This is a genomic window from Ruminiclostridium josui JCM 17888 (assembly GCF_000526495.1).
Lineage (GTDB): Bacteria > Bacillota > Clostridia > Acetivibrionales > DSM-1351 > Ruminiclostridium > Ruminiclostridium josui.
In genome coordinates this window covers 2336918-2352134 of the sequence record NZ_JAGE01000001.1, presented here as the reverse complement: position 1 = coordinate 2352134, position 15217 = coordinate 2336918, and the positions used below count along the sequence as shown (strand labels likewise).

The window sequence follows — 15217 nt, the reverse complement described above, 5'->3', positions numbered from 1 at the left end:
CTCCTTTTGTACAATTAATCTATTTTACAAATCTCCTTCATTTGCTACTGTCTATAAAATAAAAACATTTTCAAGTACTCCTAATCTTTGATTTCTAAACTGGCAAATTTAGTTCCACTATAATGTAATTAGCACATTCACATTCAAATAAATGTGTTCTAATAAACTTTCTGGAGCACTCAAATCTCCGTTGTAACTTCCGAAAATTTCTTCCAACTGGGAAGCAAGTTTGACATTTTTCTTAACTAACCTATCTAAAGTTTCACCCTCGGTTATATATTTCTGGAGCTTAGTTGTATCAAAGCACTCACCATTATTTATATTTACCATTGCCAAAGCTATATCCTTATCATAGTGACCTGTACTTAATATCAGCGCAACACAATCATTTACAAGTCTATTTATTAATTTATCTCTACTTTTCAAGCTGTTTTTTGAAGATAGGTAAGATGAAAGTTGCTGAAATAGTCTGATTTTTGCATTTAACTGGATATTTTCTATTGAATCCGTACTGAGTTCAGGATAACTATGAGTCTCACCCAACTTTTGACTACATACAATAACTGTTTCCGTATAATTTTTTCTGTTACTAAGGAAAACACTCAATTCTTTTTCCCACTCATTTCCTCCCTGTCGGACATATTCATTTTTGTGCTCTCTAATCTTCTCCCAGTTTGTAACTCCATTAAGAACAAAAACGTTTGATTTGTCAGGAATATGTACGGGTTCACAGCGATATGCCATTACTTGAATAAATCTTTCATAGTCAGTACGGTTATGTATATAAATAAGTTCTATTGGTTCAGACCTTGTATCCAAATGAATCATAAAATCTTTATCCGAAGTAATAAACAAATTATCACTATTTCTATATACTTTCCCCCTGTTCACAACATCTCGGTATAATTCAGTTGAGGACATACCCTTTTCAACCGGCAACAGTAATTTAGGATATCTTCTCTCCAATGCTTTATACAAGGAAGATTGTCCGCCTTGGCTCTGATTATTTTTATTAGATTTGCCTTTAAACATTGAAGCATACGATTTAATTGTTTTCATGATGTCTGGATTTTCTTCAAGGGCTTTTTTACATACCGGGCTCTTCTGTACGAAACTATCCAGTATACTTAAGAAATCACCCAACTCTTCATATTTGGGTAGTATTCCCCCAATAGTTTTATTTTGGAAGAAGCTTACTACTTCATCCCTGCTGAATTTAAAGAAATCCAAATACATTTCCAGAATATTGTTATTATAATATTCTATAATCAAATCTATTGCTTCATAAATAAATGAATAGCAGAAATTAAACAAGTACATTATTAAAACATTTAAAAATTTAAACTCTTCCGTACTGTTTTTTTCAATACTGTAAAAATTTAGAAATATTTGTTTGTTTTCTTTTACAAGATTGCTAACTTCGGGACATCGGGTATAATCACTATTATTAAAATCCATTCCCCGAAATTCATTGAACTTTAGATCATCATAATAGTTTTGTCCCATAATTGTACCCGGAAGGAATGCCAGTGGCCATAATTCGATTAGAAAAGTTCCTTTAAAGTTTCTTGTAATCGTACTTTTTTTAATTCGGTGTATCATAGTAAGAGTATCATTCAGATCTTCATCCAACTCAGTTGGAAATCCATAAATAAAGGAAAAAACCGCGGTTATATTACTTTCTATCAACCCTTTTAAAACCTGATCCACCTTTTCAAGCTTTAAGTTTTTATTTACAGTTCTTTGAACTGTTTTTGACCCGGTCTCAACACCAAAAAATATTCCTGTGCACCCGGACTCAGACATTTTAAGAAGCATTTCACTGTCTACTGTGTCAATTCTTGCACTGCACTTCCAAGTTATATTCATTTTCCTTTTAATTATTTCATCACAAAATTCAAGTATGTATTTCTTATTAAAAGTAAATAAATCATGTTGGAAATTGAAGTCCTTAATCTGAAGTTTTTCCATATAAAACTCTACTTCAGAAATAATTTTTGGAATACTTTTGACTCTAAAATGGTTTCCCCAAAATTTTTGGGTTGAGCAAAATGCACATCTAAAAGGACATCCTCTTCCGCCTTCAATGTCAACAGAACCAAGTGCCCTGATTTTATCAGCTTCAACTCCTACCTTAGTAAAGTCAATCACTTCCAGATTTTCAATATCTGCGATATCTGTCCTGTTCCAGTTGACTATAATTTTTCCTTCACTGTCTCTATACGCCAAACCAGCGATTCCCTCAACATTATTATTAAAAATTCCATTTAGTATTGGGACAATTGTTTCCTCACCTTCACCCAAACCAATGTAATCAATGGAATTAAATCCGCTTAGTGTTTCTTCTGCGACCATAGTTGCATGAGGGCCCGCAAGCAATGTTATAATATTGGGATTCTTTTTTCTGATAGCCTCACACAGAAACAGAGCTATGTGATAATTGTTACACATTGTGTAAACACTTATTAAATCAGGATTCTTTCCAATAATATAATCAACCATGCAATCAATATTCTTCTGGAAACCATCATCCTGTAGAATACCATCATAGTAAACATCATTAAAATCACATATCTCCACATCGTAATCAGTTTTCTTCTTTAAAATAAAGTATAAAGACAATAATCCCAATGGGGTCTGTATACGTTTTAAGCTTGAAAAATCATATAGATTTATAAACATTACCTTTTTCATATAACGCTCCTCTATTAATACAATACTTACGGGCACTATATAATTAGTCAGTGAATCAGGACTTTGCCAAATCAACCTTTCGGAAGAAAGTCAATATGAACATTACAAGGGTAAAGACAAGCATTAATCCTATCTGTAGAGCACAATCAGCTATACTCTTTCCCTCAAATATTTTTGTTGTAGCCAACATATACCATCTGGTAGGTAACAATTGCCCTATCCTCTGTAGTGATTCTGGCATGAAATCAAATGGCCACAGACAGCCCCCCAACATAAGCATTGGCATAGTCAATAAAGTAACTGTTGCATTTACATGGGATGACTTTTTTGCATATCTTGAGATTATTATTCCTATAGAAACGCAGGTAAGCGCAAACAACATGGATAATAAAATTAATTGTGGGAACACCTCTCCAAAATCCATGTTATACCCTTTCCATAATATGTACAGTACCACTACAATTTGGATAAAGGCCACAAGTGCAAAGCTAATGATATTCTGGAGGAAATAACTCCTAGCTGAAACAGGAGTTGTCATAATTCTTGTAAAGGTCTTATATTCCTTATCCTTCATTATCAATGTTGTAGCTGACATCATAAGTAGCATCAGACCCATTGCAAAAAATCCTATTGATAATGACTTTCTCTCACTGTTTTCTGCTTCCCCGTCAAATTTCTTGTTGTCTAGTTTCAATGACCCATTGATATATTTATCCATAGATTGATAGAATAGATTTTCATCTTGATTTACAGATTTGCTTATTGTCTTGGCCGCACTGAAGAAACTGCTTATTGACAGCTTTATAGGTTCATTTGCGTTAGTTCCTTCCAGCATGTAAAAATCTACATTATCATCTTTTCCACTTATGACATTGTTAGTGAAGTCTTTATTTATTACAATTCCACAATCAATTTTGGAATTTATCACTGCATTTTTTATTTCGTCTTCTTTGAAGTCTACCAGCTTAATATTATCACTTTTATCCTTCAAAAAATCTAAAAACAACTGAGTCAGTTTTGTATTGTCATTATCCACCAAAGTCACTTTATATACCGCATTACCTGTTGAACCAACCACAACTATAACAGTTAAAAGAACCGGTATAACCAACATAAAAAGAAAATTCAATTTCTTTTTGAAAATACGTCTTATATTACTTAATAATACTGTCAATTTGTTCTCCTCCTTGCCAATATAATAGAAACAGTCGAAATAACAACGGTAGCTATAAGCAGTGCAAGAACATTGGTTACTACCAGATGCTGATCCCCATTGTAAATGGTATTGAAAAACGCAGTATGTGCCCATTGGTTTGGTGAAAGGTATTTAATAGGTCCAAAATCAATTTTTATATACCCTCCTGCAATAAATGTAAATATGGGAACAAGCAGACTTGATAAAGCCCCAGCCCGGTTTACATCATTGAAAATTATGCATAGCATAGCACCTATCGCTGTAGCAAATACTGCCACTAGTAATGTGAAAGCCAATATTAAGAATATATTGCTTCCCCAATTAGCCTTTAAAACAAATTTAGTAAACAAGACCATTACAAGTCCCTGCGCAAAGTTTGAAAGACATGCTCCAATCATCTTTCCTGCATATTGTTGAACAGGACTAACTGGAGTACTTTTTATTCTCTTTCCCATTACTCCTATGTAATCTTCTCCCACCAGCTCACATCCAAATGCTGCACCTGACAACAGGGACAGAACAAGTATCGTGACTGCATAATAGTCAATAGCCTTTGGTCTGTTACCGTCTATGGAAATTGGTATTTCATTAATACTGGAAGAAGAATCGTATTCTGCAGGTTTACCCGTTACCATAGCAACCGCTATATTTGTGTTAACAATATTGACATAAGAATCCATAATGTTCTGTACCACTGTCAGTTTATAGTCGGAATATTTGCTGGAGTATATTGTAACACTTGATTTCTCACCACTTTCTATTTGCTTCGTATAATCTTTATCAATAAATATGAAGGATGAAATTTTGTCGTCAGAAATCATTTGCTCGGCTTTGTCAACCGAATCAACCGGAACAAGACTGATAAGTTCTTTAATAGATTTATCCTCTTTTAAGATTTTTACAAGGTTCTCTCCCTGTTTTCCATTATCAAGATTTAGATACCCAACCTTTATAATGTCCATGCTTGATAGCTCAAAAGAGCTTTTTAATGCCACACCCAATATTACTATAGCAACAATCGGAATTAATATTTTCATAATATTGGTTCTTTTATCAAGCATGATTCTTTTTATCGTATAATAAGCAATATGTAATGTATTCATTGCTCTCCTCCAATCACTTAATCTCTTAGTGTTTTACCTGTTAATGACAGAAATGCAGCTTCCAATGTTGGTTGCTCAATATTCACAGATATGATTTTAACTCCACCTTTTACAAGCTTTTCTATCATAATAGGAAGATTATCGATGTCTTTCTTTGACTTTACCAGAAGAGCATTGCCACTTTCATTAACTTTGCAACTGATTACACCTTCTATGTCTTTTATGATATTCTCACATTTGCTGTTGTCGTCCTCAACTTCAAATTTTGTTAATCTCTCAGTTAGAATACTATTTTTAATACTCTCGCTTGTTCCTTCTGCAATAAGCTTTCCTAAGTCAATAATCGCTACTTTTGTACATATTTCTTCTATTTCTTCCATGTAGTGGGAAGTATAAATGACTGTTGTCCCATTTTCATTGAGTATTTTAATTGTTTCCAGGATATTATTTCTTGATTGCGGGTCAACACCTACTGTCGGTTCATCCATTATCAAAAGTTCAGGTTCATGTACAATAGCACATGCAATATTTAAACGTCTTTGCATTCCCCCTGAGAATTTTTTTGGATTTTCCTTTCTTCTGTCCCAAAGTCCGGTGAACTCCAATGATTTTTTTACTGCTTCCTTCAACTTCGCTCCTCTTAGGCCATATAATTTTCCAAAGAATACAACATTGTCATATGCATTAAGCTCATAACATATAGCAATCTCCTGAGGCACAAAACCAATTTTCTTTTTAGCAGCCCTTGAAATTTTATTACCGAAAATCTCTATGGTTCCTTCATCAACTTTTGTAAGTCCCAAAATCGCATTGATAAATGTTGACTTACCTGCACCATTGGGTCCAAGCAATCCTAAGATGTCCCCTTCATTAACCTGCAAGCTTATACCGTTTACTGCAACTAATTTATTGTAACTCTTAACCATGTTTTCAACTTTTAAAACCACTGTATACCCCTCCAAACTTTTTATTTTAACTTATATTTTATATTTGATATTACACAGTTCCTAATACAGCTGTACAAAAACAAAACAACCACTATGACCATAACTATATTAAGATAATTCATACCTTCCAAAGCATCCTTAAATTCCGGAACCTCATTCCGGTAAAATGTTATGACGTTTATAGCAGCCCATAATAATATGAATCTAATGGTTGTCAATAAAATCTCTCCTGAGATTTTTCCTGATAATGCTTTAAAGAGGTAGTTGATAAAATGAATTCCCGTTACTACTATAATTGCTATAGAAACAGCCTTGCATATTACACTGTCGGCAAGAATTACATTGGAATCCTTTAATGAAGATATAACAAACAGCGTATTATATTTTGCATAAACTACTAACTCTACAGCAAATACAACTATGCTGACCACCGTCATAATGATATTATCTTTTTTTTGCTTGGGACGGAAAAAACTAATATCCGATAAACTAGAACTCTCGTCACTGTCATTTGCAAATTTGAAGAACTTAATGTTAGACTTCTTTTTAAATATATAAGCTGTAATAGGCAGTAACAAAAGAGTGTCCATTAGCAAGACAACAAATATACTTAATATTTGTAAAAGAAGCTGTACATTAGCAGTATATGAATTGTCAAAAGCCAAAGTATCAATATTATAAATCATTAGAAACATATAAATGCTTGAGTGAATTGCAAATACTATACTCAGAAGCATCATAAAAAATCTTTTCCTGGGGATTGTATTCTCTTGGAGTTCATGCATATACCTTTTTGCTACCTCTCTTGGAGAGCCGAAATCTTTTGTTACTTTAAGGATTCCATCTTCCGTTACTTTCTGATAGGTATTTTTGGTTTCTTCAAGAATATACGCCTCAATCTCTTTCAAAATATCTTCTTTGTCCTTTGAATTATTTGTGTAAAGATATTGACTGATTTCATTCAAATAGGTTTTTAAATTATTCGTCATACATTCTCCCCTTTACTTTCATCATGATATTACATTGCTTTTTCCATATTTCATTTAACTGCTTTCGTACACTTATCCCTTCAGCTGTAATAGTGTACTTTTTCTGTGGCTGACCATCGTTAATTGTCCATTCGCCACTTGCCCAGCCGTTTTTCTCAAATCGGCACAATAATGGATATAGAGTATTTGCTTCTATCGAATCATACCCAATATCTTTTAACTTTTTGATGAGCCCATAGCCATGAATTGGTTCACAAAGGCATTCCAAAACTATCAACTGCACATAGCCCCTGTTCATTTCACTAATAAGTTTCGCGTCCAAATTACCCCCTCTTTCCCTTTAATCAACACCCTCTAGGTGCCTTAAAGTATTTCATATTACAAAATGTTTTGTACTATATACTATTGTGTATGACACAGTAGTATATAACATATTATATTATTATATGAAATATATGTCAACTAAACTATTAAAAGGGTATGTGCTCAAATTAATACTCGTAATACACTTATTGGATTTATTTTTTCTTATATTGGTCAAGTATGCAGCATCTTTTTCTATCAAAAGCATAATTGGGCAAGGTACATATCCTAACTTTTTTTGTTTCGTATAATTTACTGAAACTCATATTACTTCCCTTACAAAATTCCTTGGCCAAAATATCTAAATCTCTATCTTTAAGTAAAGATTCAAATCTCATATCTGGTCTTGCTGACCTTGTATTAGCTTGTTCATTACACTGGTAATAAACTTTATCAAGAATCTTTCCTTCTTTAAAAGCCTTTAGTTTTAAATACAAATCCTCACAACTGTTTGCAACTATTGCTAGCCTGTAGTTTAGGTAAATAGCTCTACCCACACTTGCAGTATAGCAAATATCAACTATGCGGTTATTTGTTTCTGCTTTTAAAAACTCAATATAAGAATCAATATTTTTATTGAAGGAATAGTCTGATTTAGCTGTCAAAATAAATAATTCATCTTCATGGGATTCTTCTAATATTTCAGATTCCGGTGCTTCCTGGAAAAATGTAACTATATTATTTCCACCGTATCCAAATGAATATATGCCTGAATATCGTTTAGTATCAGGACGTTTTTCCCATTTAACAGGAAAATCATTCACATAAAAGGGAGTACTAGCAAAATTAAGCAAAGAAGTTGGTTTAATAAAGTGGTATACAGGTGGGATTATATTATGCTTCATAGACAAAATACCCTTAATAGCGCAGAAAGCTCCCATTGCAGCCTGTATATACCCTATATTGGGTGGTACACTTCCTATTGCACAATATTGCCTCTTATTAGTAAGCATCTTAATTCCCTCACTCAGTCCGGTGGTCTGTATCATTTCCTCATGTCTGTCAGAAGAGCCTTCCCCATCAAAGCAACCAACATCTTCAATATTGATTCCTGTTTTTTTAACCGCACTGAGTAAAACATTTTTAATTGCAGCGACGCTACTGCCGTTAAAATCACACTCTTTTCCATTATTGTTAATGCTCCCACCTTTAAGTACAGCATGAATCCTGTCTCCATCTGCAATAGCCTTTTTTAACGGTTTCAAGAAAAGTGCTGCTGCCGCCTCACCGTGGTAAACGCCACCCGGATTATCATCATAATCTCTTTGAATAACATCATTTCCGTGTTCGAAAATCTTATCATCGGTTCCCGGTATACGGATATTGGGTTTCAGAATTATATTTATCCCACCTGCAATTGCCGAGTCACATTGCTTGTCCAATATTGCCTTATACGCATTAAATATGGCAAGTGAAGAAGAAGCACAACTTAAATCAATGACATAAGATGGTCCTTTCAGGTCAAATTGCTTTGATATCCTTGTGGCCAAACCGCTGGACCAATTGTACATAATGGACTCAAATCCCCCGACTCCAGCTTGTGCAACTATGGAAGCGTGTGAAATCAATAATTCCGAGGTAAAATTATTGCCTATATAAACTCCTGTCATATTTTCTTCTAATCTTTCACCCAGATAGCCTGCATCTTCAAGAGTTCTATATGCAACCTCTAGCATAATCCTTTGACTGGGAGCCATTATCATTGCATTTTCAAAGGTAAGATCAAATAGCTGATAATCAAAATCAAATAGGTTATTGATATAGGAGCCTTTACTATGGGTTGTAACATCATCCATAATCCCTTCTGGCAGGATTTTTTCCATTGAATGAACCCTTTTTTTAGCACATCTATCCACTGCAGTTCTCTTATTTACAATTAAATTCCAAAAAGATTCATAATCATCAGCCTCTCTAAATCTGCAGCCAATCCCTACCACAGCTACTTCACTGTCCTGAGGATCTGTATAGTTTATCTGCTTTACCAGTTCTATAGCTGTTCCCTTTGTTATATTTCCGTTTTTCAATTCATTTAATATGTACTTACTTAATTTCTTCTCGTCAATCATAATATTCTCCTGAGTTATTAATTCATATCAATATAATCATTGATACAAATTAGCGTTTCTTCAGTAAGCATTCTATAACGTTCCTCTATTTCTTCCGCTGGTACCTGCTTATACACTAGAATACTATTTAACAACTTTACAGCTTCACAAACATCTTCCTTCGATACTTCAACTCCGGTATTTTCAAGCCTGCCGCATAAATCCTTGAGTTTTCCGTAATTTATTACTACTTCCGCCTCATAACTTGAATAGTCTGTATTGAAGTTCTGTGTTGATGCAGCTATACCAAGCAGCCTCATAATAACATACTTCATATTGAAGAATTTTCTGAAGCCCATATTCTCAAGTGTATAGTTACGGTCCTTCATTGTATCAAAGTAACCATAAATAATTTTTTGGGGCATAACACTGAATTCTTTAAATAAACGGTTATCAGGTCCTATTTCCAATAAACAATCTATTTGTCGATTTACTAATACAGTCGTACACTCTTTTATATTCAAACTTTCGAAATCTAAACTCTTTTTTACGATGCATGGAATATCTTCCTTTTTAAACTCTTTGTATCCATTAGCTTTACAAAGTATTGGATATTCTGGGTTTTTGAATATAAATTTTTCCACATTACATGTATTCTGAATAATGCATACAGCATCATTTATAGTGATTGCTCCGGCACATACCAGTGCCGGAACAATCCCCAAACCCTCTGCAACAAAACATTCAGGGCAAATTCTATATTTCTCCTGCCATAACTTGAAACCTATGATCTCAGCAGCTAACAGAGATAGTCTCTTTTCCTTTAATGTAAACCCTTCACAGCAGTAACTGTCAAAGAGCCTGTCGGTTAAATTGCACCCGGTAAGCGATTCTATTTCCCTGTATGTTTCCATTGCAATGGGGTAATTTATATACAATTCTTTTCCCATTCCGGCGTAAAACGATGCCGTTCCCGGAAAAATAACTCCTAGTTTTTCCATAGGTTTTCCTTCCTGTTCTTATTATCGGGTATGATTATTACTCATCCTCTGATTCAAAGAATTGAATCATATCTTCTACTTCGATTTCTCCCTCTTCAAATTTCTCCAGCATGTCATCCACATTTTCATTCTGCTCCAATACTGAAGGTCCGCTACTAAGCAGTTTGCTATCCACGTATTCCGCCATCTCAGCAACTGTTGGATAAACAAACATATCTGAAACCTCTAATAACCCTGGATAATAGTGATTTAATATTTTGAATACTTCTGTTGCAATAATAGAATCACCGCCCATTGCATTGAAGCTGTCATAAATATCAATCTCGTTAAGTTCCAATACAGCTGAGTATATTTGTGCCAGTTTGATTTCAGACTCAGTGAGCTCGTCAGTGGGCTTTCCAAGTATAACTATTTCTCTTGATTGCAGGGATTCATAAGAAGTCGCCTTGCCAGTCTTAACCTCACTGTTTTTCTTTCTTCTAGATAATGCCTTGGTAAATTCTTCGGATAACAGCATTGGCATAGCATCTACCAACGATGCCAGAATATCGTAATCAATTTCTCCTGGAATTACATTTGAAATACCAGTGTTGATTATTGTATCCAATGCAGAAAGTGCTCTATTGGTAGGAATTGATTTAAACAACGTAACTGCATTTGCTATGTTGTAATCAACTGCCATACCAGTTTCACTCCAACCAGACCAATTAATAGCAAAGGTCCTCTTGCCCATTTTGTTTCTGTATTGGGCATATGCATCAAGATATGCATTTGCTACCGTGTAGTCACCTTGGCCGGGGGCGCTGAAAAACGTAGTCATAGAGGAGAACAAGATTAGGAAATCCAGATCCTGACCTTCGGTTATATGCTCTAGAACCTTTGTTCCAGCTATTTTAGGATTTAATACATTAGAGAATACTTCCACTTTTTTATTGAACAAGAAGCCATCTCCTGCAATACCTGCACAATGGAAAATACCGTTTATTTTCCCAAATTTCTTTATTATGTCTTTGGAGATTTCCTCCATTTTAGATTTATCACTTGTATCGGAGCTATATGTTGAAACAACAGATCCTTGTTCTTCTATCTCTTGGATTTTGCTTATTATCTTGCATAGTTTTTTATCCGAAGCTTCTTGCAATATATTACTCCAGGTATCTCTAGAAGGAAGCTCCTTTCTTGATACAAGACAAATATTTGTTTTATTTTTCATAGCCAGATATCTGGCAACTTCCAAGCCAAGACCGCCTGTGCCTCCAGTAATTAAATATGCTCCCTGATTCTTGATTTTGATTCCAGTTACTGATTCTTCCGAGCTGTTAACGTCCCTCTTTACAAGGCATTCTCTATATCTTATGTTATTTCTGTAAGCAGTTCTCAGGCGATATTCAGCATTGTGGATTTCTTTGTAGACCAATTCAATATCAGTGCTTTCATCTATATCTATACTTCTAATCTTGATATTCGGGTATTCCATAACAATTGTTTTGGCCAGTGATATAAATGCAGCATTCAGCGGTTTAATAGTCTTTTCACTACCGTTAACCTCTTGAGCATTATCAGTAACTAAAACAAAATTTATCTCTCCACTTATTTTGTTTTTAAGCATAGTTCTCGAAGTAAACAGCAGACTATAGATACTGTTGTTCTGAGCCATTTGGTAGTCCTCAATTTTACTGTCCGAAATGTCAAAATCTACAGTTCCCATATGAATTATGTCAGTAATACCATCAGAAGATAACTCCTTCATAAGCATATCGTAATCTTCTTCCTGCTCTCCAACTATGTATTGGTTTGCATTTACTTTCTTGAACTCATTGCCAAACTCAACAGTAACAAGGTTTTGTGCACTCTCTCTAAGTTTAGCTTCAACCTTTTGGGATAAATCACTGTTTCCTTTGAATAATAGAACTTGTTTTCCGGTATCTCTCAAATTAATGTCACTGTCAGTTTCCACCCAATCTATTCCATAGAATGAATTTGCTACGTAATCATTAAGTGCATTTACCTTTTTAACAACATAACCTTCTATTTCGGCTACAATTTTTCCGTTTGTATCAGATATAACAACATCATATGTTTTTGTTTCGTCATTATGGGTGTTCTTATCCAAAAGGGTAGCCTTACTAAATACATGTGCAGGCAGAGGTGCATACATAGTGAACTTCTTGTAATAATAAGGCAAATACATTCCGGTAGTAAATTCCTGAACCGGTCTGTTAACCGCCATATCCAGCACACTTGTATGGTATTTGAATCCCTTTAAATCCTCTGCATATTTGTCAGACAATTTTATTTCACTCACTGCCACATTCTTGTGTCTGTATGTTTTGAGTACATTGTCCCATCTATCTCCAAGTCCCATCAACCCTTGTGCATTAAGAGCAGGAAGATTAGTAGGTGATTCCTGAGCTTCTTTGGAACTTATAACACCTGTAAAGTCAAGGATTTCCGCTGTGCTCTTTTTGTGCTGTGTTATTTCACCTTTTGCATGTGTAACCCATCTTTCAACACCGCTTTTCTCATCCTTAACCTTGCTAGCTACTGTAATCTGAATTTGCTCATCCTTTTTGGAAACTATAATCTGGGGTTCCACTTGTGTACCATTTGGTACTACCAGCGGAGTCAGAAAAATAAAATTATTGATTTCCAGTTCATCAGTATTAAAATAAATTTCTCCGATAGCCCTGGCAATCTCTATGTATGCTGTTCCAGGAACAGTGCTGTTTCCAAGGATAACATGTTCTTTCAATACCCAGTGAGTTTCAGGAGACAACTTAACACGGTATATATCCTCGTTCATTGAGGAGATAACAAGTTCGTCGATAAGGTAATGCAGTTTTTCATTGTTTTCTGTTTGAACACTGCCTGTAATTTTCGTTTTCTTTACGTCAGCCCAATAATGTGTTTTGTCGAAAGGATATGTAGGCAGACTTACTCTGCGGTTCTTTCTGCCTGAGTGCAACTTTTTCCAGTCTATGTTGGCACCCTGTACATAATATGTACACATTTTTTGAAGCATACTGTTATAGGAATCTTTATCAGCCTTCAATAACTCTGACATCATTTGCTCAACTTCAGTATTTAATGCCCGTAGACTTCCTTCTTTGATTTCATTATCCTGCAAGGATTGTCTTTTATCCGATACAATTTTATGCTGACCAAAAAAGATGTTTTCTTCAGCATAAGTAGCTATTCCCCGTTCTGCTAAAATATCAATTTTTTCTTTTAATGAATTTAAATCATCAATCAGCATTATAATCCTGTATTCATAATGCCCTCTACCTGTATTGGCTGTATAGCAGGCATCTTTAATATCAAGTTCTGTCTTGTCACTCAAAAATTTCTGATACCGTTTAACAAGATTGTTTATAGCTGTATCGCTTTTTGCTGAAAGGGTAATAACATTAAGCTTTCCGTCTTTTATATCATCTCTTTTTTCCAATGCAGGAGCTTCTTCAATGATTGCATGTGCATTTGTTCCACTGAACCCAAAGGAGCTGACTCCAGCCCTTCTTGGCAAGTCCCCTTTCTTCCATGGCATAGGTTTGTCTACAACAAACATAGGTGATTCAACAAAATTAATGTGTGGATTTGGTTCCTCAAAATACATGCTTGCAGGAATAACATTGTTTTGTAGGCTTAATACTACTTTCATTACACCCGCACATCCTGATGCTCCAACCATATGCCCCATATTAGTCTTTAATGAACCCAGACCGCAGAATTGCTTTTTATTGGTAAATTTTTGAAAAGCATTAGTAAGACCTTTTACCTCAATAGGATCTCCCAATAGAGTACCTGTTCCATGAGCCTCCACATATTGAATTGTCTCGGGATTAATGTTCGCCTGACTCCATGCCTCTTTTATTACATCTTCTTGGGCAACAGGATTTGGTGCTGTAATACCGTTAGAAGCCCCATCATTATTCAGAGCGCTTCCTTTTATTACACCATATATATTATCCCCGTCTTTTATAGCATTTTTTAAGAGCTTTAATACAATTGCTATACATCCTTCTCCGAAAACAGTTCCTGAGCACTTTTTGTCAAAAGCTCTTACAACGTCATCAGATGCAACTGCAGTTAATGCATCTTCTGTGGCATCTTCATCGTCAGGTCCGGTTCCTGTTGTTCCGCCACCCAACGAAATACCACCGGCAATAGCCATTTCACAATCATGGTTCTTTAATGCATTACTTGCCTCATGAATAGCAACCAAACCTGAAGAACATGCTGTATCCAAAACCATAGCAGGTCCCCTTAAGTTAAATATGTAATTTATTCGGCTTGCCATTATTCCTTCCCATGACCCAGTCAAATGCATCTGGTCAGGTTCTGTTATATATTTGTATAAAAGTGTATTATTATGGTCTTCACCCACAAACACACCTGTGTTACTGCCCTGTATGGTATCTACTCCATAACCGGCATCTTCAATGGCAGACCATGCAGTTTGCAGAAATATTCTTTGTCCCGGGTGAATATATTTTGCCTCTCTGGGAGGAATTCCAAAAAAAGCAGCATCAAACTTATCAATATCAGTAATTACAGAAACAAGACTGGTATCCTCTGTTTCTGTTCGTCTTGGTATGGCTTTCATTCCTAAAAATTCAGCGTAATGAGGATTTCTAAATGGGTCATAAAAATCGTGCCTTTCAGAAGGCATTGGAATAAAACACCTATACTCACTTATAAGGTTATTCCAGAATTCCTGTGGACTTTCTGCCTCTGGAAGCTTGCAAGCCATACCAATTATAGCTATTTCATCCTTTGCATAATTGCTCTCCTGGAGTTCTTTTAACATTTTAAAAGCATCATCTTGGGACAATTTTTTACTTCCGACCTGCTCTAAAATGTACTTTTTTAAATTACTCATA

The 15217-nt window shown here is 35.0% G+C and carries 9 protein-coding genes; all 9 read right to left on the bottom strand.

The window, feature by feature from the left end; all coding sequences use genetic code 11:
• Nucleotides 1-117 precede the first annotated feature (117 nt).
• Entirely contained in the window at nt 118-2694 is a 2577-nt protein-coding gene (locus K412_RS0110920) for a B12-binding domain-containing radical SAM protein (protein WP_024833148.1), read from the bottom strand.
• A gap of 55 nt (nt 2695-2749) precedes the next feature.
• The gene (locus tag K412_RS0110915; RefSeq protein WP_024833147.1) at nt 2750-3868 is read right to left on the bottom strand and encodes an ABC transporter permease; all 1119 of its coding nucleotides are present in this window, start codon (nt 3866-3868) and stop codon (nt 2750-2752) included.
• Nucleotides 3865-4992, bottom strand: coding sequence for an ABC transporter permease (locus K412_RS0110910; RefSeq protein WP_024833146.1), 1128 nt, complete (start codon nt 4990-4992; stop codon nt 3865-3867). The genes K412_RS0110915 and K412_RS0110910 overlap by 4 nt, the downstream gene beginning before the upstream one ends.
• A 17-nt stretch (nt 4993-5009) precedes the next feature.
• On the bottom strand, nt 5010-5939 hold the full coding sequence (locus K412_RS0110905) for an ABC transporter ATP-binding protein (RefSeq protein ID WP_024833145.1): 930 nt from the start codon (nt 5937-5939) through the stop codon (nt 5010-5012).
• Between the two features lie 20 nt (nt 5940-5959).
• The gene (locus tag K412_RS0110900; RefSeq protein ID WP_024833144.1) at nt 5960-6928 is read right to left on the bottom strand and encodes an HAAS signaling domain-containing protein; all 969 of its coding nucleotides are present in this window, start codon (nt 6926-6928) and stop codon (nt 5960-5962) included.
• Nucleotides 6918-7250, bottom strand: a complete 333-nt coding sequence (locus K412_RS0110895; protein WP_024833143.1) for a PadR family transcriptional regulator — start codon at nt 7248-7250, stop codon at nt 6918-6920. The genes K412_RS0110900 and K412_RS0110895 overlap by 11 nt, the downstream gene beginning before the upstream one ends.
• Nucleotides 7251-7446: 196 nt before the next feature.
• Entirely contained in the window at nt 7447-9357 is a 1911-nt protein-coding gene (locus tag K412_RS0110890; protein WP_024833142.1) for a beta-ketoacyl synthase N-terminal-like domain-containing protein, read from the bottom strand.
• A gap of 17 nt (nt 9358-9374) precedes the next feature.
• Entirely contained in the window at nt 9375-10337 is a 963-nt protein-coding gene (locus K412_RS0110885; RefSeq protein ID WP_024833141.1) for an ACP S-malonyltransferase, read from the bottom strand.
• Nucleotides 10338-10374: 37 nt separating this feature from the next.
• On the bottom strand, nt 10375-15216 hold the full coding sequence (locus tag K412_RS0110880) for an SDR family NAD(P)-dependent oxidoreductase (RefSeq protein ID WP_024833140.1): 4842 nt from the start codon (nt 15214-15216) through the stop codon (nt 10375-10377).
• Nucleotide 15217: the final 1 nt, after the last annotated feature.